The organism is Pseudomonas sp. TE3728, assembly GCF_056279145.1.
Genome location: NZ_JBWBQT010000001.1, coordinates 1 through 21,522, shown reverse-complemented (window position 1 = coordinate 21,522; position 21,522 = coordinate 1). Strand labels below are relative to the sequence as shown.

The window sequence follows — 21,522 nt, the reverse complement described above, 5'->3', positions numbered from 1 at the left end:
GCTCCCTCGCCACACAATCCCCTTTCACCCTTGAACTGCGTTCACCCTTGATTTAATGACACTGGGACATGCCCGAGGCCAGTTGCATCACCCGTTCCTGGGTCGCTTCGCTGCGGTCGAGAGTGCCCATCAGGTCGCCCTCGTGCATGACCATGACCCGGTCGCTCATGCCCAGCACTTCCGGCAGTTCCGAGGAAATCATGATCACCGCCATGCCTTCGCTGGCGAGGTAGGAGATAAGCCGGTAGATCTCGGCCTTTGCGCCGACATCGATACCCCGGGTCGGCTCATCGAGAATCAGGATGCGTGGATTGGTCATCAGCCAGCGCGCCAGCAAGGCCTTCTGCTGATTACCACCGGACAGCGTGTCGATGCATTGCTCCAGGGACGGGGTTTTCACCCGCAGCTTCTTGCACATGTCTTCACATAACGCGCGCAAGGCTTTCTGCTGGATGAAGCCGTTGCCGACGTAATGGGGCAAGACTGCCATTTCCATGTTTTCCAGCACCGACAGGCACGGAAACAGGCCGCTCAATTTGCGATCTTCGGTCAACAGTGCGAAGCCCTTCTCGATCGCCATGTGCGGATCGCTGATGCGCACCACCTCGCCGTCGAGGCGGATTTCACCGCCGTCGCTTGGGGTGATGCCGAAAATCGCTTCGGCGACGTTGGTCCGCCCCGAGCCCATCAACCCGGCGATGCCAAGGATCTCCCCGGCATGCAGGTCGAAGGAGACGTCCTTGAAAATGCCGTCCAGCTTGAGATCGCGTACCGACAGCAACAGATCGCCGATTGGCTTCTCGCGCACCGGGAACAACTGGCTCAGCTCGCGGCCGACCATCATTGAAATCAGGCTGTCGCCGTCCATGCTGTCGGCCCGCTGCAGGCCGATGTAGGCGCCGTCACGGAACACCGCCACTTCATCGGCGATGCTGAACACTTCGTTCATTTTGTGGGTGATGTAGATGATGCCTTTGCCCTGGCGCTTGAGGTCGGCAATGATCGAGAACAGATGGGCGACTTCCTTATCGGTGATGGCCGAGGTCGGCTCGTCCATGATCAGGACGTCGGAGTCATAGGACACAGCCTTGGCGATCTCGACCATCTGCCGTTCGGCGATGCTCAGGTTGCCCACCTGTTCTTCCGGGTCGAGGTTGATCCGCAGGCGTTCCAGCAGTTTGGCGGTGCAACGGTGCATCTCGCGATGGTCGATCATGTGCAGGCCGTTGAGCTGTTCGCGGCCGATCCAGATGTTCTCGGCGATACTCATGTGCGGCATCAAGTTGAGCTCCTGGTGGATCATCGCGATCCCGGCCTGGAGCGCAGCCAGTGGTGTTTCAAAGACCACCGGCTTGCCCCGCAGGCGCAACTCGCCGGCGTCCGGCTGGTAGATGCCGGCAATGATTTTCATCAGGGTGGATTTGCCGGCGCCGTTCTCGCCCATCAGCGCCAGCACGGAACCAGGACGCACCCGCAGCTGTACGTCGGACAAGGCCACCACACCGGGAAAACCCTTGCTGACGTTGATGATTTCCAGCAGGTACGGCTCATCGACAGGTGTTGCTGTCGGCTGGACACCCATTAACGGGGTGCTCGAAGCAGTCGCTGAAGCGAACATGATCAGGTACTCCATCAGCAAGGTCGCGTTGCAACCTTGCGTGCTTATTGTTGTTATCGAACGGACGGACTATTTGAAGGTGTCGACGTTCTGCAGCGTGATCAGGCGATATGGCACCCACACGGCCGGTTCGACTGGTTCGTTCCTGGCCATTTTCACCGCCGTGTCGATCGAACCGTCTGCCTGACCCTTGGCATCCTGGAACACCGAGACCAGCAGAGAGCCCTTCTTCACCGCGTTCAAACCGTCAGGCGTACCGTCGACACCGGCGATCAGCACACTGCCTTTGGCGACGCCAGCCTGTTGCAGGGCCATGGCCGCGCCAATCGCCATCTCGTCATTGTTAGAGACCACCGCGTCGAATTTGCGGCCCTGGGTCAGCCAGTCGTTGACCAGGGTCATGCCCTTGTCCCGCAACCAGATGCCGGACTGTTCTTGCTCGATCTTGATGTTCGGGTACTTGGTCAGCACCTCTTTTACGCCCTTGGTGCGGTTGGTGGTGGAGTTGTTGGCCAAATCACCGAGCAAAATCACGATGTCGCCCTTGCCGCCCATTTTTTCGGCCAGGTATTGCATCTGCATCTGGCCGGCTTCCAGATCGTTGGAGGCGACAGTGACCACACCTTTGGGCAGGTTCAGGTCATCGGGACGACGATTGACGTACACCAGCGGAATACCGGCCTTGACCGCTGCTTCGGTGATTTTTTTGGTGGCGGCGGTATCCACCGGGTTGACCACAATGGCGTCGACATTCTGACTGATGAAGCTTTCTACCTGGCTCAGCTGCCTGACCACGTCGCTGCGCGCGTCTTCGAACTGCAGCTTGACGCCATCGGGGTAGGACTTGGCTTTGGTGTCCATGGATTCGCGCAGGTAGGTCAGCCAGGTGTCATCGAACTGCGACATGCTGACGCCGATCTTCATGTCAGCGAGTGCGGCGCCGCTGGCGAACATCAGGGACAAGGCCAGCGAGGCGAAACGGATCTTGGTCTTCATGAAAAGTCTTTCTCCACATTCTTGTTGGTTTTATGGATAAGGCGTGACGATTTCAGTAAGTGGGCAAGCGGACAATCGGTGCACCCGGAATACAGCAGACCAGGGCGCCATTGCGTTCGACGCAAAGCAAGCGAAAGAAGGAATGAAACGAGACGCGAGGCAGGTCGCGAGAGAGGTGCAGCGCGGAACGTAAAGCATGCAGCGCAGAGTTGAAGGTTTTCATCGACGGTACCTGGCTTCTGTTTCTTGTTTTTGGTGCGTCCTTCACCCGCTCAAGGCCTGCTTGAGCGTGATCGGACGTTGATAGTCGGCAACCTGGAAATGACTTTATTGGAAAATAATTTCTATATCAACTCATTTTAGAATTTTATTCTGATTTTATTCCATGACTGTCGAACGGGCTCAGTGTCACCACTTGATGGCGCTCGAAGCTGAGCCGCGCAGCGTCTAGCACGCGGGTGGTCGCCAGTGCATCACGGGCATCGACCGGCAGTGGGCCACCGCTCTGTAACGCGGTTTGTAGCTGCAAATAGAACTGGTTCCAGCAGCCACGCTCGGATGGGACCCGCTCACGCACCTCGCCCTGCTCGAACCAGCCCCAGCGCCGGTGCTCTTCGACGCCCCAGCGCTCGCCTTCGGATTTCGGCGTAAGCCCGGCGAGGGTCGACGCCTCCTGCCCATCCAGACCGTCGACGCTGTAGCAGCCCTGGGAGCCGGTCACGCGAAAACGCGGGCCGGGGGTGTTTTGCAGGCAACTACCGCCCAGGTGCGAGATCACGCCGTTGGCATGGGTCAGGGACATAAAGAAGCCGTTGTCGAAAACCTGGCCTTTTTCGAGGTAATCCAGTTCGGCGTAAACCCGGGTGACGGGGCCGAACAACAAGAGCGCCTGATCCACCAGATGGCTGCCCAGATCGCGCAGGAAACCGCCGCCGCTGCCGTTGTTCACCGACTGCGGCGAATAGCGCTCGATCCGCGATTCGAAACGGGTGACCTGACCCAGCGCACCGGACTCGATGAGTTTGCGCACGGTGAGAAAGTCCGAGTCCCAGCGCCGGTTCTGGTAGACGCTCAGTTGCACGCCTTGGCGCTCGGCCATGGTTATCAGGGTTTGCGCTTGTTGCGCATCAGCAGCGAACGGCTTGTCGCTGACCACCGCCACACCGTGTTCGATGGCGTCGAGCACCAGCGCCGGGCGACCTTTGAGCGGCGTGGACACGACCAGCACATCGACCCCGGCTTCGACCAGTTGGCCGATGCTGTCGAAAGCCGGCACACCGGGATGCTCCGCCGCCAGCAGTTGTCGGCGCTCGGCAGAACGGGTGACCACGCCTACAAAGGTCGCCGCCGGCAAACTGCTGATCAGCGGAGCATGGAAAAACCGGCCGCCATGGCCGTAACCGACAAGTCCGATACGCATGAATCAACTCCTTCTTATTGTTATGCACCCGTAGGAGCTGCCGAAGGCTGCGATCTTTTGATCTTGTTTCTAAAAGCCAAATCAAGATCAAAAGATCGCAGCCTTCGGCAGCTCCTACACGGGAAGTGTGAAGGCCGCTAGCGGCAGAGTTCGCGGGTCACGCGTTCAAGCATCATGCGATTGGACTCGTCCGGCCGGTCTTCCCAGGCGAATACCGAGACGGTCGCGATGCCATCGAACTTGATCTCGCGCAGGGTGCCGAAAAATGCTTCCCAGTCGACCTCGCCCTGGCCGATGTCCAGATGCTGGTGCACGGTGGCGGTGACGCCCGGCGGGTTGACGATGTAGCGCAAGCCCGAGGAAGCCTTGTGGTTGTAGGTGTCGGCGATGATCAAGTGGCTCAGTTTCGAGCCGGCGTACTTGAGCATCGAGGCGATATCACCGACACCGTCGTCATAGAAAAACGTGTGCGGCGCGGCGTAGAGGTAATTGATCCAGTCCCGGTCCAGTCCGCGGATGATGTCCACGGACTCGTTATTGCGCTCGCAGAAGTCATAAGGATGGGCCTGGATATCGAGCTTGATGCCTTCGCGTTCGAACTCGGGGATCAGCTCGTCCATGGAGCGCATGAACTGGTTTTCGCACACCAGCGGGTTGTCCGACTGGCCGGTGAACTCGGTGTTGACCAGCTCGCAGTCCATCTCCACGGCAATCTGGATCGCGCGCTTCCAGTTACGCACGGCGGCCACACGCAAACCTTCATCGGCGGCAGCCCAGTGGTACATCGGTAATAAGGAAGAGAGTTTGACTCCGGTGTCGCTCAGGGCTTTGCGAAATTCCTTGATCCGCGCCTTGTCGACCCGCGGGGCTTTATAGAACGGCAGGAAATCTTCCCGGGGCGACAGCTCGATGTGTTCGTAACCAAGCTCGGCAACCTTGTCGACCATCTTGCCCAAGGACAGGTTGCGGTACATGTAGGGGTCTAGTGCGATGCGCATGTTTTTTAGTTCTCCTTAGCCAGAACCGACACCATTCCCTGTAGGAGCTGCCGAAGGCTGCGATCTTTTGATCTTGATTCTAAAAAGCAAAATCAAAAGATCGCAGCCTGCGGCAGCTCCTACATGATCGATGAGTGTCAGCAAAGATCAGGTTGGGGTTAGCCGTAGAAGCGGGGGCGGTCGGGCAGGCCGACTTTTACGATCTGGCCGCTGCTCTGCGCTTCGATGCAGGCATCCGCCGCCACCGCTGCCGCGAAACCATCCCATGCCGACGGCCCGCCGACCTGCCCGGCCCGTACGCCATCGATAAACGCCTGCAACTCGACGTCGTACGCGGCGATGAAACGATCCTTCCAGTCCATCAGAATCGCATTGGACAGCTTCGCCCCGCTGCGCAATTGAACCTGCGACGGCTCCGGCAGTTTGGCGATGCCGGTCTCCCCCACCACTTCGCACTGGATGTCGTAGCCGTACTGGCAGTTGACGAACACTTCCACATCAATGCGCGTGCCCTTGGCGGTTTCCAGCAGCACGATCTGCGGGTCTTTCAAATGGGCGTGGGCCTTGCTGGTCTTGCGCGGGAACACCACTTGCACCGACACATAATCGTCGTCGAGCAACCAGCGCAACACGTCCAGCTCATGAATCAGCGTGTCGGTGATCGCCATGTCAGTCTTGTAGTTTTCACCCACGGTCGGGTTGCGGTGGGCGCAGTGCAGCATCAACGGCTCGCCGATCTGGCCGCTGTCGATCACTGTTTTCAACGCCCGATACCCTTCATCGTACGGGCGCATGAAACCGACCTGCACCAGCCGCTTGCCGTGGGCCACTTCGGCCTCGACGATCTTGCGGCACCCTTCGGCGGTGACCGCCAGTGGTTTCTCGCAGAACACCGGTTTGCCGGCGGCAATCGCTGCCAGTACAAATTCTTCGTGGCTCGGGCCCCAGGAGGTCACGAGGATCGCCTCGACTTCCGGTGCCTTGATCAGCGCATGACCGTCGGGATAGACCTCGGCCGTCAGTTTCAGATCGGAAACGACCTTGGCCGCTTGCTGCAGATTGATGTCGGTGACCGCGACGACCTGGCTGTTGAGCAAGGTCTGGCTGCAACGACGGATGTGGTCCTGGCCGATGGCCCCGGTGCCGATAACGCCGATCCGCAACGAATTGGAAAGCAAAGACATATAAACACTCCTGTGGGTTCGTTCAGGGCAATCAGTATTGACGGGCCTTGGTCAGTCGTTCATTGAGGGTCTTGGCCACCGCATCGGTGCGGGCGCTGGTGGAGACTTGCGCCACGCCGACCCGCCACCACGACAGGTATTTGTGAATCATAGTTTTGGGCAAAACCTTGATATCGATCAGCGTCGACACCGTCTGCAACCGCGCATCCGCCAACGCAGCTTGCAACTGTTCAACGGTGTTCACTTTGTAAGTCTTGCAGCCGTAAGCCGCCGCGCTCATGGCGAAATCCACCGGCACGAAGCCGCCATCGAGCTTGCCGGTTTCCGGGTTACGGAACCGGAACTCGGTGCCGAAGCTGTCCATGCCGTGTTCCATTTGCAGGTTGTTGATGCAACCGAAGGTCATGTTGTCCAGCAGCACCACGTTGATCTTGCGCCGCTCCTGGATCGAGGTCGCCAGCTCCGAGTGCAGCATCATGTAGGAGCCATCGCCCACCAGTGCGTAGACCTCGCGCTCAGGCTCGGCGAGCTTCACGCCCAGTGCGGCGTTCACCTCGTAACCCATGCACGAATAACCGTACTCGACGTGGTAAGTGTTCACGCCCTTGCTGCGCCAGCTGCGTTGCAAGTCGCCGGGCAGACTGCCGGCGGCGGCGACGATTACCGCGTCATCAGACAGGGTTTGATTGAGCACGCCGAGCACCCGGCTCTGGGTCAGGCAGGAACCGGTCAGCTCGATGAATTCGCGCAGCACTGCCGGGTCCATGTGGTCGTTGATTTCCGGGACAAAATTCTCGGCCTGATACTCAACCTGATAAATGCGATCCACTTCCTCATCCAGCTGCGCCTTGGCCTGGCGGGTTTGATCACCCCAGCTGGAGCGATAGTCGCCCAACACATCGGCCAAGGCGCTCAAGCCGGTTTTGGCGTCTGCCAGCAGTTGCACGCCGTCGAGTTTCAGGGCATCACAAGGGCTGATATTTAGGTTGAGAAATTGCACGTCCGGGTGCTTGAACAAGGATTTCGACGCGGTGGTGAAATCGCTGTAGCGAGTGCCGACACCGATGATCAAATCAGCATCCTTGGCCAACAGGTTCGCCGCCAGGCAACCGGTTTCGCCGATCCCGCCAACGTTCAGCGGATGGCTGGACACCACCGCGCTCTTGCCGGCCTGGGTTTCGGCAAAGGGAATATCGAAGCGCTCGGCGAACGCCTGCAACGCTGCATTGGCGCCGGAATATTTGACCCCACCGCCGCAGATGATCAGCGGCTTGCGCTTGCCTTTGAACAGGGCCAACGCATCACCGAGCATCGCTTCGGTGGCCGGGCGGCGCTCGATGCGGTGCACGCGTTTTTGCAGGAAGTAATCGGGGTAGTCGTACGCCTCGGCCTGCACGTCTTGCGGCAAGGCCAGGGTCACCGCGCCGGTTTCGGCGGGGTCGGTGAGCACGCGCATGGCGTGGATCGCCGCGGTCATCAGTTGCTCGGGACGGTTGATGCGGTCCCAGTATTTGCTCACGGCCTTGAACGCATCGTTGGTGCTGATGCTCAGGTCGTGGAACTGCTCGATCTGTTGCAGCACCGGGTCCGGTTGACGGCAGGCGTAGACGTCGCCGGGCAACAGCAGCAAGGGAATACGGTTGGCAGTGGCCGTCGCGGCAGCGGTCAGCATGTTCGCCGCTCCCGGCCCTACCGATGAAGAGCAGGCGTAGATCTTGCGCCGCAGGTGTTGCTTGGCAAACCCGATGGCGGCGTGGGCCATGCCTTGCTCGTTGCGACCCTGATGGACGATCAGGTCGCCGCTGTCCTGCTCCAGGGCTTGCCCCAGACCCAGCACATTACCGTGGCCGAAAATGGTAAAGATCCCGGCGACGAATTTGCTCTGGACCCCATCGACCTCGATGTACTGGTTATCGAGGAATTTCACCAGGGCCTGGGCCATGGTCAGTCTTGTTGTGGTCATGCTTGCACCTTTTCTGTATGCAAATCCGATCCCCTGTAGGAGCTGCCGAAGGCTGCGATCTTTTGATCCTGATCCTTAAAAACAAGATCAAAAGATCGCAGCCTTCGGCAGCTCCTACGGGGGGGAGATGTCAGCTCAGGGATTTCTGCAGGTGATCCATGCTCGCGCCAATCGCCGTCTGGATATCCGCCAGGCCATGGACACTGTCGGCGAACGGTTCGAACGACAGGTAGCCGCTGTAGCCAGTAGCGAGCAAGGTCTCGATCTGCGCCGCGTTGCCGAGGATATCGCCCTCGCCCACCAGCACCCGATGGCCGTCGCGGATGGTCGCCAGTGGCGCCTCGGCATCTTCGACGCCGGAGATGTGCACCAGCCCGGTCAGCTCGGGGAAGAATTCATGTTCGCTGGCCAAGTGATGGTGAAAGGTGTCATGCACCAGACGGAACACATCCAGCCCACCGATGGCCTTGATCGCGTCGACCGCCGTGCGTTTGCGCCGCAACGAGCACTCTTCGAAACCCAGCGGTTCGATGAAACCGAGGATGCCGTGATCGCGCAGGATCGGCGCCAGTTCACTCAGCGCCGTGCGCAGGCCGGAAGCACGCTGCGCTTCGGTTCGTGGATCGGCGCGGTCGTTCAACGGGCACATCACCAAACCCTGCGCGCCACAATCACGGGCATAAGCGGCGAGTTTCAGCGCGTGTGCACGGCGCTCGTCATTCCACACATCGAACGGATACAGCGCGTTGATCGATAGCACGGTGATGCCTTTGGCCGCGCACAGTTCACGCACGTGTGCGGGCGCGGTGCCGTCCTCGATCTCGACGCCCTTGAGGTCGTTGCGGATCTCAATGGCATCGGCCTTGAGGGCCACCGCCAACTCGATGAACGCGGGCAGGGACAAACGCGGGGCGACCATACGATTCAGGGCGAAACGCAGGGGTTTGCTCATTTTTTGTTGTTCTCCGCACAAGTGAATTAGTTGGCTGTCGGCATGCTGAATTCAGGGCCCTTGGCGATGCTGTCGGGCCAGCGCTGCATCACGCTTTTGTAGCGGCTGTAGAAGCGAATGCCTTCTTCACCGTAAGCGTGGTGATCACCGAACAGCGAGCGCTTCCAGCCGCCGAACGAGTGCCAGGCCATGGGTACCGGAATCGGTACGTTGATGCCGACCATGCCGACCTTGATGTTGCGGGCAAACGAGCGGGCGATGCCGCCATCGCTGGTGAAGCAGGACACGCCGTTGCCGAATTCATGGGCATTGATCAACGCCACGGCGCTGGCGAAATCCGGCACGCGCACGATGCCCAGCACCGGGCCGAAGATCTCTTGCTGGTAGATGCTCATCTCGATCGTGACGTTGTCGAACAGCGTCGCGCCGACGAAGAAACCATCCTCGGCCCCCGGCACCTTGAAGTTGCGCCCGTCGACAATCAGCTGCGCGCCCTGGGCCACGCCTTCGCCGATAAAGCCCTCGACCTTGGCCTTGTGCTCGGCGGTCACCAGCGGTCCCATATCGCTGTCGTCCTGCATGCCATTGCCGACCTTCAATTGATCGATGCGCGGCAGCAGTTTGGCAATCAACTGGTCGCCGACATCGCCGACCGCCACGGCAATCGAAATCGCCATGCAGCGCTCACCGGCCGAGCCGTACGCGGCGCCGATCAATGCATCTGCCGCTTGGTCCAGATCGGCGTCGGGCATGACGATCATGTGGTTCTTCGCCCCGCCCAGCGCCTGTACGCGTTTGCCGCGCGAAGTCGCTTGCTGGTGGATGTACTCGGCAATCGGCGTCGAACCGACAAAGGAAATCGCCTCGATGTCCGGGTGTTGCAACAAGGCGTCGACCGCGGCCTTGTCGCCCTGGACCACGTTGAACACACCGTCCGGCAACCCGGCTTCGGTCAATAATTTCGCCATCAGCAAACTGGCCGACGGGTCTCTCTCGGACGGTTTGAGGATGAAGCAGTTACCGGTGACCAGCGCCAGCGGAATCATCCACAGCGGCACCATCACCGGGAAGTTGAACGGGGTTACGCCGGCACACACGCCCAACGGTTGGCGCAGGTTCCAGTTGTCGATGCCGCCGCCGATGTTATCGCTGAAATTGGTTTTCAGCAGGTTCGGCGCACCACAGGCGTACTCGACAATTTCGATGCCGCGCGTCACTTCGCCCTTGGCGTCCGAGAACACCTTGCCGTGTTCGCGGCTGATGATTTCCGCCAGTTCATTGTGATGGCGGTCGAGCAGTTCCTTGAACTTGAACATCACCCGCGAACGGCGCAGGGACGATTGTTCGGACCACGCCGGGAACGCCTTCAGGGCTGAGGCGACGGCATCGTCCACGGTCTTCTGGCTGGCCAGCCCGACCCGCGCCTGAACCGCGCCGGTGGCCGGATTGAAGACATTGCTGAACCGCTCGTTGCCGCTGTCTTGCACCTGACCGTCGATGTAATGGCCTATTACCGGGGCGTCACTCATTGTTCTTGTTCTCCGTTCGGATGTTGAAATTCAGGCTTTTTAGTTCAGAGCTCAAGCAGCCAACTGTGCTGCGGATCGTTATGGAACTGCCAGACGCGTTTCGGCCCGGCCATCACGTTCAGGTAATACGACTCGTAGCCGTAGGGCACGCTGACCGGGTGATAGCCCTTGGGCACGACGACCAGGTCGCTGTTCTCCACGGCCATGGCCTGGTCGATGCTGCGATCGTCGGTGTAGACCCGCTGGAACACGAAGCCCTGGGGCGGGTTGATCTGGTGGTAATAGGTTTCTTCGAGAAAACTCTGGTGTGGCAGATCGTCGGTGTCGTGCTTGTGCGGCGGGTAGCTCGACGAGTGACCCGACGGCGTACGCACTTCCACCACCAGCAGCGAATGGGCCGGCTCGGTGTCCGGCAGGATGTCGCAGACGTAGCGGGTGTTGGCGCCCTTGCCACGCACGCTGCGTTTCATGCTGTCGGGTTTGATCAGCCGTGGGCTGTGATTTTCGGCGGTCGAACCGGGCGCGGCGCAAACGGCGATTTGCACGTCGCTGAGTGCGACCACTTGCGCCTGACTGCCCGGTGGCAAGTACGCAGCGAACGGCGACTTGTCTTCGAACACCGATTGGCGATCGCCGATGTTGTCCCAATTGAACGCGCCCTGCCCCGGCGCTTCGCCCTTGATGCTGACCCGACCGCTGAGCAGCACCAGGCACAATTCCTTGTCACCGGCGCTGACCGGCAGGGTTTCGCCGAGGCTCAGGCGGTACGCGGCGAAGCCGATGTATTCCAGTTCACCCTGCCCCAACTCGACCATGGTCCGGCCGCGGGCATTGCTTTTGACCAAGAGGCTCATTACTTAATCCTCTCGTCGAGCAGCGCACGCAGCGTGTCGTAGCCTTTTTTGGCGTAGACGTAACTCGGTGCCACCGCCGGATCCTGCTCGGCCTCGACCACCAGCCAGCCGTGGTAATCGGCACCCAGCAGTACGTCGAGCAAGGCGCCGAAATCGATGTCGCCATCGCCGGGCACGGTGAAGGTGCCGTTGATGATGCAGTCCGGGAAGCTCCACAGATTGTTGCGCGCCAGTTGCACCACCGGTTTGCGCACGTCCTTGAAATGCACGTGGCAGATACGCTCGATGTGTTTGCGCAGCACCTGCAAGGGTTCACCGCCGCCCATGTAGCAGTGACCCGAATCGAACAGCAGGCCGACTTCGCTGCCGGTCAATGCCATCAGTTTGTCGATGTCGGCCGGGGATTCGACGTAGGCGCCCATGTGATGGTGATACGCCAGGCGCACGCCTTGGGACAGGGTAAAGCGTGCCAGTTCGGTGAGTTTGTCGGCGTATTCCTGCCAGGCCTGCTCGCTGTGAAAACGCGGGCGCTCGACCAGCGGAATGCGCTGGCCTTGAATCGAGTCAGCGACTTCGCCATAGACCAGCACCTTGGCGCCGTTCTTCGCCAGCAACTCGACATGGCTGGCGATGGCGTCGATTTCCTCGGCCACGGAACGGCGGGCCAGACGGCTGGAATACCAGCCGGACACCAGCGCCAGATCGTAAGGCCGCAGCACGTCGCCGACGCCTTTGGCATCCTTGGGGAATTTACCGTTGAGTTCGAAGCCTTCGTAGCCGATGTCCTTGCCTTCGCTGAGGGCAGTGCTCAACGGCGTCTCGCCCCCCAGGGATGGCAAGTCGTCGTTGCTCCAGGAGATCGGGTTGATGCCAATTCGGATAGCGGGCATGGCTGCACCTTTTATTGTTTTACATAACCATTGAATGCGGCGCGAAACCCTGTGGGAGCGAGCCTGCTCGCGATAGCGGTGTGTCAGGCGACTTTAATATTGACTGTCAGTCCGCTATCGCGAGCAGGCTCGCTCCTACAGGTTCAGTGTTCACATATTGAAAATATTCAACTCCGGGCCGTGCACCAGGCATCGATCAGTTCGACGAACGTGCCCTGCACCTGGCGGATCAGCGTTTCGTCGTCGATTTCACCGGCCATCCACGCGCGGCTCGGTTCCTGGAAAATCGTCCGGCCTACGGCAAAACCTCGGCAGGTCTGGCTCTGGCTGGCCTGCTGAAACCCTTCGGCCAACGCCGCCGCTGGCGCATTCAGGCCCAACAGCACCACGCCACGGCAGTACGGATCGCGTTCCTGAATCAGCTCGTCGAGTTGTTTCCATTCCTCGGCGCTTTGCGCTTCGATCTTCCACCACGCCGGGTAGATGCCCAGGTTGTAGAGGCGTTTCAGCGCGCGATACAGCACGTCCGGATGCGCGGACGGGTGATCCTTGGGCGGAATGATCTCCAGCAGCAGTTCATGACCGCTGACTTGCGACGCCTGATACAACCCCTTGATCTGCGCTTCCTGCTCCAGACGCAGCAGCGGTTCGTCATCGGGGTGGAATTGCACCAGGCACTTGATGATTTGTTCCTGCGGCCAGGCGATCAGATTGCTGCCGATCGAGCGACCGTGCTCGAACGCCAATGGCCGCGAGCCCTGCACCTCCACCGGCCGTGCCACCCACCAGCCGCGACCGGTGGCAGCGTTCAGCGCGTCCTGACCGAAACGTTGATCGGCCAGCAAACCAACGTCGGCGTCGACGCCCTGCTCACGCAAATCCGCTTCGACCCGTTCCACGGCCTGGATAAAGAGTTGTTTGAGTTCGCCGATCGCGTTCAGGTCGCGACCGCCCTTGTGGGCCAGCTCCACCAACTGCCCGCGATGATCGAAGGCAAAGATGAACAGTTGTTTCCACTGTTTGCGCGGCACGCTGACTTGATGCAGGCGCTGCAACACGGCGTCCTGATCCGGCCGGGTGATTGGCACCGGGCTGCTGAACAAGTAATCGAGTTCGGCGCGGGTCGGCATCGCCGGGGCGCAGGCATGGCGCGACACCACCAGAGCGCCACAGGCATTGGCCAACTGGCAGCAACGCTCGTCGCTGGCGTCCTCCAGCCAGCCGCTGAGGAAACCCGACATGAACGCATCGCCGGCCCCCAGCACATTCAGCACTTCGACGCGCACGCCGGGATAGATCGCGCCGTCTTCCAGACGCGCCGGAATCGCTCCGTGAATCACCGTGCAGCCTTGCGGGCCGAGTTTGACCACCAACGTCGCCGCGCTCAGTTGCCGGACATTGCGCAGCGCAGTGAGCAAATCCTCGGAGCCCCCGGCAATCAGGAATTCTTCTTCAGTGCCGACGATCAGGTCGAAACGCGGGAGGATTTTCTGCACATGCTGGCTGACGTTCTGATCAGCGACGAACCGGGTTTCGCCGTCCGCCTTGCCGGCCAGCCCCCAGAGCACCGGGCGGTAGTCGATGTCCAGCACCCGTTTGACGTTGTGCTTCTCGGCATAGTCCAGCGCCTGAATGCTCGCCTTGTAGACGCCGTCGGTGGAGAAATGGGTGCCGGTAATCAGCAGGGCTTTGCTGGAAGCAATGAAGGCTTCGTTGATGTCTTCGGCGCGTAACGCCATGTCGGCGCAGTTTTCGCGGTAGAACACCAGCGGAAAGGTTTCGCGGTCCTTGAGGCCCAGCAGGACCATGGCGGTCAGGCGTTCCGGATCGACCTTGATGCCGCTGACGTCGCAGCCTTCGCGGGTCAGCGATTCAACGAGGAAGCGGCCCATGTGGTCGTCCCCTACCCGGCTCAGCATCGCCGATTTCAGACCCAGCCGAGCGGTGCCGAAGGCGATGTTGGCGGACGAACCGCCGAGGTATTTGGCGAAGCTGCTTACATCCTCCAGCCGCGCTCCGACTTGCTGCGCATAGAGGTCGACGCCTAGGCGCCCCAGGCAAATCAGATCCAATTGACGCCCACTGGCAAAACGAGTCTGGCCCATGCTGGCTCCTGTTATTTTTATCAGCCTGCGTTCGGGCGATGAAGGCGCCGAACACTCTTGGTGGATGCAGACTAAAACGACCGGGACCGAACAATCAATAATTATTCCAAATATTTTTTACGTGGAATATTTTTTCCAATAAACTTCTGCACAAGCGTTCCAGACGCAGTGCATCGTTTCAGCAGACCCCAAGGCGGGCGCAAGCTCAAGATTTTATTCCGGCCTACCCTGTAGACTGCGCACAGCCAACCCTATTGTCAGGGGATGACCCGCCTGTCATCTCTATAAGCACAAGCCAGAAGGATTCCTTATGTCCCGCACCGATCAGCCGGCTACGACCGAGAGCACGCCCGACAGCGATCTCGCCAGCCCTCCGATCAATGCCGAGCGTTTGTTGCAGTTGATCACCGATGAATACGAAAGCCTGCCGCGCCAGCTCAAACGCATCGCCAGCTATATGAGCCAGCAGAGCGACCGGATCATGGTCGACCGCATCAGTGATATCGCCCGTGAATGCGAAGTGCACCCGTCGGCCATCGTGCGGTTTTCCCAGCGTTTCGGCTTCAGTGGTTTCAGCGAAATGCAGGCGCTGTTTCGCGAGGCCTACACCCACAAGACCACGCCGGTGCAGAATTACCAGCAGCGTATTCGCAGCATGATCGCCAACAAGTCCCAGAAGGCCAGCGGCGGCGATCTGGCGCGCGAATGCATCAACGCCACCCTGTCGGGCATCGAGCGGCTGGGGCTGGAACTCGATGACCAAGCCTTCGACAAAGCCGTGGACCTGGTGGTGAATGCCGACAACATCTACGTGGTCGGGGTGCGCCGCTCGTTCGCGGTGGCCGATTATCTGGTCTACAACCTGCAACACACCAACAAGCGCATCCATCTGGTGTCGGGCCTGGGCGGCAGTTATCGCGAGCAGATGCGCAGCGTGCGCGCCAATGACCTGGTGATCGCCATCAGCTTTACGCCCTACGGCAAGGAAACCCAGCACTGCCTGCGTATTGCCCAGCACCATCAGGCGAAAACCCTGATCATCACCGACAGCAACCTTTCACCGTTGGCCAAGCGCGCCAACACGGTGCTGTTGGTCAACGAAGGCAGTTCGTTTGCCTTCCGCTCGCTGAGTGCGACCTTGTGCCTGTGCCAGGCGCTGTTTATCGCCGTGGCTTATCGGCTGGAATTGAAGGTCGATGAGATTCATGAGCAGGTGGGCTTTGAGGATTAGCCTTTGAGGATTAGCCTCCGAGGATTAGCGCGAGGCTGTTTGCAGGTCGCTGAACCTCAGCTAAGGTTGTCCATCCCCCAAGGACCGTCGAGGAGAGGCTCAATGAAACTGATCGGCATGCTGGATTCACCCTACGTGCGGCGCGTCGCCATTTCCGCCAAATGCCTGGGCATACCGCTGGAGCACGAGTCGGTTTCGGTGTTCAGGACCTTCGAGCAATTCCAGCAGATCAACCCGGTGGTGAAGGCGCCGACCCTGGTGCTGGATGACGGCGAGGTGTTGATGGATTCGACGCTGATCATCGACTACCTGGAAGCTCTGGCCGCGCCGGGTAAAAGCCTGATACCCAACGATCTGGAGCAACGCTTGCGCTCACTACGGCTGACCGGCCTGGCGTTGGCGGCGTGTGAGAAGTCGGTGCAGCTTTACTACGAACGCAACCTGCGGCCGGCGGAGATTCAGTACGCGCCCTGGGTGGAACGGGTCGAAGGGCAATTGGCCGCGGCGTATTCGGCGCTGGAGCGAGAGTTGGAAAAGCAGCCACTGAAAACCGACGGTTCGATTGCGCAGGAGGGGATTACCCTGGCGGTGGCCTGGAGTTTTACCAACCTGGTGGTGCCGGATCAGGTGGAAGCCGCGCAGTTTCCTCGGATCAGCGCCTTCACGGTGTATGCCGAGGGGCTTGAGGTGTTTGTCGGTACGCCGATTAACTGAGCCACAACGATCGTTCCCATGCTCTGCGTGGGAACGATCATCACAGGTCATCGCCGATCATGCGAGCTACCTGTAGGAGCGAGCGGTGCGGCGATCCGACTTGCCCGCGAAGGTGTCCTCAAGCATTCCATTTCTGCCGCGCTCGGCACCGATCTTCAGCTGGAAAACACGTAGCGTCCTTTGACCTTCTTCGAGCCGAGGAACCCCAAGTCCGGGAACAACAGCGTCTTGAGGTAAGCGACGAACAACACCATGCCCAAGGTGATTGCCGCACCCATGAGCGTCAGCAACGGATCTTCCTCAAACCCCTGGAACATTCGCGGAAACTGGCTCAGGGAAAGGATCACGTAAATAGTGTAGGCCTGGGCGACGTTCTTATAAAAACCCCAAGCGAACAGCAACGGCATCCCTGCGGCAAACAGGGTGAAAAACACAGCGGCACCTGGCCCGATCATCGAGCCGAGGAAGAACCCGAAGACAGCACCGAGCAACGCTTGGACAATGGTCAGAAAAAGTAAGGTCTTGATCTTGCCGGAATGCCGCTGACACAGCGCAGGATCTGCATAGGCACCGATCCAGTACGCTAGCACCCGATCCTTGACCTCGCCGCCGGACAGTGTCTTGAAAATTTCGGTCTTCGAACGCCCGCTTTCGAGCATCGTCACCAGTTGCCGTTTGCTTTCCTTTTTGTCCAAGGTATTTCTCCTGTGAGGCAACACAACATTAAAAGCGGGAGCGGATGTGCTCCCGCTGGGGCGATTCTCGCTGCTTGGGCATCCGAAAAGCAAAACGCCGCTTCTACCTGAAGTAGAAGCGGCGCAAGCAAGTGCCTCAAAGGGGTCACGTGAGCAAGGCAATCAGAATGATGATCGGGATCGGTACGCCGAGAAAGAACAGCAATATAGAGCGCATGAAGGTTCTCCTGGGTTAGCGAACAGGTGGCAGCGTCGTGGTTGTGGTGGTGGTTACGTAGGCATCGGTTTCCAGGTACTCCACGGCATCCCGACGACGACCGCCGAAGATCGCGGCGAGGCTGGCAAAAAATGCACCGGCCAGCAGCGCGACAAACATCCACAACGCGGTCAAGGCTGCGACTTTAGCTGCGGTGTCAGCCGCTTGTTGCGCCGCCAGTTTGGCGTCGGCAACGGCTTTCTGGGTGCGGGCATAGACTTCATCGACACGGCGCTCGGCATCCGCTTGAGTAAGGTTGGTCCGCTGCGCGACCAGTTGTGCCAGGTAGGTCCGATCCTCGGGCGCCAATTGACCGTCGTTACGCAGGCTGCGCGCGAAGATCCGGGTGACGGTGCCATTGACGGCGTCCTCGCTGACAGCGACGGGTCGATCATCACGAAACAGGCTGTCGATGAAGTAACCGTACGGGTCATTGTCGGTATGACCGAGCGCGCTACCGGCAGCCTGGGTCATGGCGCTGGCGGCACTGCCGGCGACCGTTGCTCCGGCCTGCACGCCGCCGCTGACGATGTTGCTGACCGAACCGACCACCAGCGTTGCGGTCACCAGCGTCGCGATACACCAGGCCAGGAAGCCATGGGCCGTGTCACGGAAGTAGACCTCATCGCCGTGCAGGTAGGCCCACCTCACCCGCAGGCGACCGGCGATGTAGCCGCCGAGCCCGGACGCCACGATCTGGGTAAAGGCCAGCCAGATAATCGTCGAGATACCCAGGCTTTTGGCGCTGACGCCTTCATGGGCCCACGGCGAAACCGCCGAAAAACCCAGGCCGAACCCAAGCAGCACGAGGATCAGCGACAACGCCGCAGCCGCCGCGGCCCCGGCGAAAATAGCGGCCCAGGACACGCCCGAGAGCGTGCTGAACTCATCTGCGACAGGATAAAAACCATCAGAGGATCTGTTCATTGTTGTAGTGCTCCAGGCAGGTATTACAACTCGTCAAACGAGCAATTGCAGTCAACGTGCCAGTCGCACTACTTAAATAAATCGTTCTATTTCAAATAGTTGAAAACAATGAACTTCTCAGGGTCATGCAGTTTGCAAGGAGCCAGCCATATCGGCGGGTTTTATGCATTGCGCTAAACGAATTACTTGCGCTTGTAGCTCTTGTTGCCGCTGGGCGTCAGGCAATACACCCCGCCTCTTGGCCCGGTGCAGAACGTGCCGGTGCCGCAGGCGCAGCCATCGGAATCCTGCAACAGCGTCTGCGGACGCGCCTGGCTTTGACTACCAAACATCGCCGAACAGCTTTTCTTCGAACCACTGATGGAACCGTCATTGCACAGGAACAGATCGCCGTCGCAACGATCGATGCCGCCCTTCTTCCCCGAACATGGCGTGTTGGCAGCCCAGGCGGAGGAGCCGACCATGCACAACAACAGCAAAAACATCGGCATCCAGCCACGAACCATTAAAGTGCGCACAGTACAGCTTCCCTTTAGAGTTATGGCCGGATGATATCAACGTTCCAGCCAGGCTCACGAGACAACATGAAAGTTAATTTAAAAAGTCGCGCGTAATTCTTGGCAAAATGAGCCCCACTTCGTATTGAACCGATTATCAGGCAAGCCCTATGACCCGCATCTTGACCATCGAAGACGACGCTGTGACCGCCCGGGAAATCGTCGCTGAACTGAGTAGCCACGGCCTCGACGTGGATTGGGTCGACAATGGCCGCGAGGGTCTTGCGCGCGCGGTCAGCGGTGACTACGACCTGATCACCCTCGACCGCATGCTGCCGGAGCTTGATGGCCTGGCGATTGTCACCACCCTGCGCACCATGGGCGTCGTCACGCCGATCCTGATGATCAGCGCCCTCTCCGATGTCGATGAACGGGTGCGCGGCCTGCGCGCCGGGGGCGACGATTACCTGACCAAACCATTCGCCACCGATGAAATGGCCGCCCGGGTCGAAGTCTTGCTGCGCCGGCAGAACACCGTGACCGCCCAGGCCACCACATTGCGCGTGGCGGATCTGGAGCTGAACCTGATCAGCCACGAGGCCAGCCGCGACAGCCAGTTGCTGACGCTGTTGCCCACCGAGTACAAGTTGCTGGAATTTTTGATGCGCAACACCGGGCAGATTCTGTCGCGGATGATGATTTTCGAAGAGGTCTGGGGTTATCACTTCGACCCCGGCACCAACCTGATCGACGTGCACATCGGCCGTCTGCGCAAAAAGATCGACCCGCCAGGCAAAGTCCCACTGATTCGGACGGTGCGAGGCTCGGGTTATGTCATTGCTGAACCCCTCTAAAGGCTGGCGTTCCTCCAGCAGCCGCTTGCTGGCACTCTACAGTTCGCTGTTCGTGGCCTGGAGCGGGATTCTCATGGGGGTCATGTACTACGAGGTGTCCAGCTATCTGGACACCCTGGCCAAGCATTCGTTGATGCAACGTCAGCATCTGTTTTCCCGATTTCAGGGCGCGCAACTGGAGGACGCCCTCGCCGCCAGTGTGACCTTCGACGTTCGCGGCATCGATGCCTATGGCCTGTTCGATGACCAGCGGCGCTACCTCAGTGGCCCCTTGCGCCAGATCCCCCAAGGCCTGCCGCTGGACGGCAAGATTCACATCCTCAGCGACTGCGTCGACGCCGACGACCCGACTTTACCCGCCGACAGTTGCGATGCCGCGGCGACCCGGACCCTGGACGGGCGCTGGCTGGTACTGGTGCGGGACAACGGTTCGTTGTTTGCGGTGACCCGGATCATTCTGCACGCGCTGCTGTGGGGCGTGTCGCTGACCATTCTGCCCGGTATCGCCGGCTGGCACTTATTGCGACGGCGCCCGCTGCGGCGGATCCGGGCGATCCAGGCCAGCGCCGAAGCCATCGTCGCCGGCGACTTGACCAGACGCCTGCCGCTGTCCAACCGCCGTGATGAGCTGGACATGCTCGCCGCCATCGTCAACGCCATGCTCGAACGCATCGAACGCTTGATGAACGAGGTCAAAGGCGTGTGCGACAACATCGCCCATGACTTGCGCACACCGCTGACGCGCCTGCGGGCGCAGCTGTACCGGATTCAGCAGCAGGCCGATGACGGTTCGACGCTGGCCGTGCAACTGGATTCGGTGCTCGGCGAGGCCGATACCTTGATGGCGCGTTTTCGTGGCTTGCTGCGAATTTCCGAGCTGGAGGATCGCCAGCGCCGTTCGGGTTTCGTGCAACTGGACCCGGTGCCGTTGCTGCAAGAGTTGCATGACTTTTATCTGCCGCTAGCGGAAGAAGGCCAATTGACCTTTGAACTGCAACTGCCCGAGTCCCTGCCCCGGTTCAACGGCGACCGGGCGCTGCTGTTCGAAGCCGTGGCGAATTTGCTGAGCAACTCGATCAAATTCACGCCGCCGGGTGGCAAGGTGATTTTGCGTGGGATGAATGACGCCGGGCATACACGAATCGAAGTACTCGACTCCGGCCCCGGCATTGCGCTGGCCGAGCGTGAGGCGGTGTTTCAGCGCTTCTATCGCGCCGAGGGCGGTAACCCGCAAAGCGGTTTCGGGCTGGGGTTGTCGATCGTCGCGGCGATTGTCAGCCTGCATGGGTTTACGCTGGAAGTGGGCAGCAGCGAACTGGGTGGTGCGCTGTTGGTACTTGATTGCCGGCAGAGTTTGATTCCTCAGGCCTGACACTCATTCACTGACAAAGAAGAGCCCCCCTGTGGGAGCGAGCCTGCTCGCGATGGCGGCCTTCCAGTCAACATTGATGTTGTCTGACACTGCGCTATCGCGAGCAGGCTCGCTCCCACAGGGGATTTGCTTGGGCAGGGGAACTCGATTCAATACCCCGGAACCTCGCGCAGAAACACCGGCAGGTCGGTGATCGGCGGCAAGGCCGGAATCTCGACGTACATCTGGACCACCCAGCCTCGGTGATAACTGGCGTGGTTGACCACATGCAACAGCATCGCGCCGGCGCTCATGATCCCGCTTTCCCCCGAGACGGAGGTGAATTCGATGGGTTGATCCAGCGAGTCGTCGGTCTGGGCCGCACTCCATCCACAGAACCATTGATCGATCTCCTGTTGCGCCATTCGCAACTCGGGGAGTTCGGTATGGAGCAGGTCATGTGAGGTTTTGAAGTCGTGCCCTCGGCC

At 60.0% G+C, this 21,522-nt stretch carries 21 protein-coding genes; 5 read left to right on the top strand and 16 right to left on the bottom strand.

Going from position 1 to position 21,522, the window contains the following annotated elements:
• Window positions 1-52: 52 nt before the first annotated feature.
• The 12 genes from ACZ89R_RS00105 to ACZ89R_RS00050 all read right to left on the bottom strand — a co-directional run bounded on the left by ACZ89R_RS00105 (window position 53) and on the right by ACZ89R_RS00050 (window position 14,509).
• Window positions 53-1,618, bottom strand: coding sequence for a sugar ABC transporter ATP-binding protein (locus tag ACZ89R_RS00105; RefSeq protein WP_429547157.1), 1,566 nt, complete (start codon window positions 1,616-1,618; stop codon window positions 53-55).
• 69 nt (window positions 1,619-1,687) lie between these two features.
• Window positions 1,688-2,614 (bottom strand): sugar ABC transporter substrate-binding protein, encoded by a 927-nt coding sequence (locus ACZ89R_RS00100; protein WP_429547158.1) that lies wholly within the window; start codon window positions 2,612-2,614, stop codon window positions 1,688-1,690.
• A gap of 52 nt (window positions 2,615-2,666) precedes the next feature.
• Entirely contained in the window at window positions 2,667-2,837 is a 171-nt protein-coding gene (locus tag ACZ89R_RS00095; protein ID WP_429547159.1) for a hypothetical protein, read from the bottom strand.
• A 144-nt stretch (window positions 2,838-2,981) separates the two neighbouring features.
• Window positions 2,982-4,034: a Gfo/Idh/MocA family protein gene (locus ACZ89R_RS00090; RefSeq protein WP_429547160.1), complete on the bottom strand. Its 1,053-nt coding sequence runs from the start codon at window positions 4,032-4,034 to the stop codon at window positions 2,982-2,984.
• Between the two features lie 137 nt (window positions 4,035-4,171).
• Window positions 4,172-5,032 carry a sugar phosphate isomerase/epimerase family protein gene (locus ACZ89R_RS00085; protein WP_123360825.1) on the bottom strand — a complete coding sequence of 287 codons (861 nt, stop codon included), beginning with the start codon at window positions 5,030-5,032 and terminating at the stop codon, window positions 4,172-4,174.
• A gap of 158 nt (window positions 5,033-5,190) precedes the next feature.
• Window positions 5,191-6,216 (bottom strand): bifunctional inositol 2-dehydrogenase/D-chiro-inositol 1-dehydrogenase, encoded by a 1,026-nt coding sequence (iolG, locus tag ACZ89R_RS00080; protein WP_429547161.1) that lies wholly within the window; start codon window positions 6,214-6,216, stop codon window positions 5,191-5,193.
• Between the two features lie 31 nt (window positions 6,217-6,247).
• The gene (gene iolD, locus ACZ89R_RS00075; protein WP_429547162.1) at window positions 6,248-8,179 is read right to left on the bottom strand and encodes a 3D-(3,5/4)-trihydroxycyclohexane-1,2-dione acylhydrolase (decyclizing); all 1,932 of its coding nucleotides are present in this window, start codon (window positions 8,177-8,179) and stop codon (window positions 6,248-6,250) included.
• Window positions 8,180-8,309: 130 nt separating this feature from the next.
• Window positions 8,310-9,131 carry a TIM barrel protein gene (locus tag ACZ89R_RS00070; protein WP_429547163.1) on the bottom strand — a complete coding sequence of 274 codons (822 nt, stop codon included), beginning with the start codon at window positions 9,129-9,131 and terminating at the stop codon, window positions 8,310-8,312.
• A gap of 26 nt (window positions 9,132-9,157) precedes the next feature.
• Window positions 9,158-10,660, bottom strand: coding sequence for a CoA-acylating methylmalonate-semialdehyde dehydrogenase (locus ACZ89R_RS00065; RefSeq protein WP_429547164.1), 1,503 nt, complete (start codon window positions 10,658-10,660; stop codon window positions 9,158-9,160).
• 44 nt (window positions 10,661-10,704) lie between these two features.
• Entirely contained in the window at window positions 10,705-11,514 is an 810-nt protein-coding gene (gene iolB, locus ACZ89R_RS00060; RefSeq protein WP_429547165.1) for a 5-deoxy-glucuronate isomerase, read from the bottom strand.
• A complete protein-coding gene (iolE, locus tag ACZ89R_RS00055) occupies window positions 11,514-12,404 on the bottom strand; it encodes a myo-inosose-2 dehydratase (protein ID WP_429547166.1) in 891 nt (296 codons plus the stop codon). Before iolE ends, iolB begins: the two co-directional genes overlap by 1 nt.
• A gap of 167 nt (window positions 12,405-12,571) precedes the next feature.
• Window positions 12,572-14,509 carry a bifunctional 5-dehydro-2-deoxygluconokinase/5-dehydro-2-deoxyphosphogluconate aldolase gene (locus tag ACZ89R_RS00050; protein WP_429547167.1) on the bottom strand — a complete coding sequence of 646 codons (1,938 nt, stop codon included), beginning with the start codon at window positions 14,507-14,509 and terminating at the stop codon, window positions 12,572-12,574.
• On the opposite strand from ACZ89R_RS00050, the gene ACZ89R_RS00045 reads away from it, so the two are divergent.
• The 3 genes from ACZ89R_RS00045 to ACZ89R_RS00035 all read left to right on the top strand — a co-directional run bounded on the left by ACZ89R_RS00045 (window position 14,508) and on the right by ACZ89R_RS00035 (window position 16,454).
• Window positions 14,508-14,651 carry a hypothetical protein gene (locus tag ACZ89R_RS00045; RefSeq protein WP_429547168.1) on the top strand — a complete coding sequence of 48 codons (144 nt, stop codon included), beginning with the start codon at window positions 14,508-14,510 and terminating at the stop codon, window positions 14,649-14,651. The genes ACZ89R_RS00050 and ACZ89R_RS00045 overlap by 2 nt on opposite strands.
• Before the next feature lie 168 nt (window positions 14,652-14,819).
• Window positions 14,820-15,740: a MurR/RpiR family transcriptional regulator gene (locus tag ACZ89R_RS00040; RefSeq protein ID WP_007907898.1), complete on the top strand. Its 921-nt coding sequence runs from the start codon at window positions 14,820-14,822 to the stop codon at window positions 15,738-15,740.
• Between the two features lie 102 nt (window positions 15,741-15,842).
• A complete protein-coding gene (locus tag ACZ89R_RS00035; RefSeq protein WP_429547169.1) occupies window positions 15,843-16,454 on the top strand; it encodes a glutathione S-transferase in 612 nt (203 codons plus the stop codon).
• 155 nt (window positions 16,455-16,609) lie between these two features.
• Here ACZ89R_RS00035 and ACZ89R_RS00030 read toward each other — a convergent pair whose 3' ends face one another.
• From ACZ89R_RS00030 to ACZ89R_RS00020, 3 genes are all read right to left on the bottom strand, one after another.
• Window positions 16,610-17,149, bottom strand: a complete 540-nt coding sequence (locus ACZ89R_RS00030; protein ID WP_429547170.1) for a hypothetical protein — start codon at window positions 17,147-17,149, stop codon at window positions 16,610-16,612.
• A 232-nt stretch (window positions 17,150-17,381) separates the two neighbouring features.
• Window positions 17,382-18,332 carry a hypothetical protein gene (locus ACZ89R_RS00025; protein ID WP_429547171.1) on the bottom strand — a complete coding sequence of 317 codons (951 nt, stop codon included), beginning with the start codon at window positions 18,330-18,332 and terminating at the stop codon, window positions 17,382-17,384.
• Window positions 18,333-18,514: 182 nt separating this feature from the next.
• A complete protein-coding gene (locus ACZ89R_RS00020) occupies window positions 18,515-18,838 on the bottom strand; it encodes a YdcA family protein (RefSeq protein WP_429547928.1) in 324 nt (107 codons plus the stop codon).
• Window positions 18,839-18,999: 161 nt separating this feature from the next.
• Between ACZ89R_RS00020 and ACZ89R_RS00015 the strand changes: the two genes are divergently transcribed.
• Window positions 19,000-19,683, top strand: a complete 684-nt coding sequence (locus tag ACZ89R_RS00015; RefSeq protein WP_192342768.1) for a response regulator transcription factor — start codon at window positions 19,000-19,002, stop codon at window positions 19,681-19,683.
• On the top strand, window positions 19,661-21,055 hold the full coding sequence (locus ACZ89R_RS00010) for a sensor histidine kinase (protein ID WP_429547172.1): 1,395 nt from the start codon (window positions 19,661-19,663) through the stop codon (window positions 21,053-21,055). Before ACZ89R_RS00015 ends, ACZ89R_RS00010 begins: the two co-directional genes overlap by 23 nt.
• A gap of 149 nt (window positions 21,056-21,204) precedes the next feature.
• On the opposite strand, the gene ACZ89R_RS00005 is transcribed toward ACZ89R_RS00010, so the two are convergent.
• Window positions 21,205-21,522, bottom strand: a 318-nt coding sequence (locus tag ACZ89R_RS00005) for a DinB family protein (protein WP_476241460.1), incomplete at its 5' end; no start/stop codon positions are given.

Excerpts from the sequence above, each read along its gene's own strand:
- ACZ89R_RS00105 (WP_429547157.1), bottom strand. The coding sequence starts at position 1,618 with ATGTTCGCTTCAGCGACTGCTTCGAGCACCCCGTTAATGGGTGTCCAG.
- ACZ89R_RS00100 (WP_429547158.1), bottom strand. The coding sequence starts at position 2,614 with ATGAAGACCAAGATCCGTTTCGCCTCGCTGGCCTTGTCCCTGATGTTC.
- ACZ89R_RS00095 (WP_429547159.1), bottom strand. The coding sequence starts at position 2,837 with ATGAAAACCTTCAACTCTGCGCTGCATGCTTTACGTTCCGCGCTGCAC.
- ACZ89R_RS00090 (WP_429547160.1), bottom strand. The coding sequence starts at position 4,034 with ATGCGTATCGGACTTGTCGGTTACGGCCATGGCGGCCGGTTTTTCCAT.
- ACZ89R_RS00085 (WP_123360825.1), bottom strand. The coding sequence starts at position 5,032 with ATGCGCATCGCACTAGACCCCTACATGTACCGCAACCTGTCCTTGGGC.
- iolG (WP_429547161.1), bottom strand. The coding sequence starts at position 6,216 with ATGTCTTTGCTTTCCAATTCGTTGCGGATCGGCGTTATCGGCACCGGG.
- iolD (WP_429547162.1), bottom strand. The coding sequence starts at position 8,179 with ATGACCACAACAAGACTGACCATGGCCCAGGCCCTGGTGAAATTCCTC.
- ACZ89R_RS00070 (WP_429547163.1), bottom strand. The coding sequence starts at position 9,131 with ATGAGCAAACCCCTGCGTTTCGCCCTGAATCGTATGGTCGCCCCGCGT.
- ACZ89R_RS00065 (WP_429547164.1), bottom strand. The coding sequence starts at position 10,660 with ATGAGTGACGCCCCGGTAATAGGCCATTACATCGACGGTCAGGTGCAA.
- iolB (WP_429547165.1), bottom strand. The coding sequence starts at position 11,514 with ATGAGCCTCTTGGTCAAAAGCAATGCCCGCGGCCGGACCATGGTCGAG.
- iolE (WP_429547166.1), bottom strand. The coding sequence starts at position 12,404 with ATGCCCGCTATCCGAATTGGCATCAACCCGATCTCCTGGAGCAACGAC.
- ACZ89R_RS00045 (WP_429547168.1), top strand. The coding sequence starts at position 14,508 with ATGCTGGCTCCTGTTATTTTTATCAGCCTGCGTTCGGGCGATGAAGGC.
- ACZ89R_RS00050 (WP_429547167.1), bottom strand. The coding sequence starts at position 14,509 with ATGGGCCAGACTCGTTTTGCCAGTGGGCGTCAATTGGATCTGATTTGC.
- ACZ89R_RS00040 (WP_007907898.1), top strand. The coding sequence starts at position 14,820 with ATGTCCCGCACCGATCAGCCGGCTACGACCGAGAGCACGCCCGACAGC.
- ACZ89R_RS00035 (WP_429547169.1), top strand. The coding sequence starts at position 15,843 with ATGAAACTGATCGGCATGCTGGATTCACCCTACGTGCGGCGCGTCGCC.
- ACZ89R_RS00025 (WP_429547171.1), bottom strand. The coding sequence starts at position 18,332 with ATGAACAGATCCTCTGATGGTTTTTATCCTGTCGCAGATGAGTTCAGC.
- ACZ89R_RS00020 (WP_429547928.1), bottom strand. The coding sequence starts at position 18,838 with ATGGTTCGTGGCTGGATGCCGATGTTTTTGCTGTTGTTGTGCATGGTC.
- ACZ89R_RS00015 (WP_192342768.1), top strand. The coding sequence starts at position 19,000 with ATGACCCGCATCTTGACCATCGAAGACGACGCTGTGACCGCCCGGGAA.
- ACZ89R_RS00010 (WP_429547172.1), top strand. The coding sequence starts at position 19,661 with ATGTCATTGCTGAACCCCTCTAAAGGCTGGCGTTCCTCCAGCAGCCGC.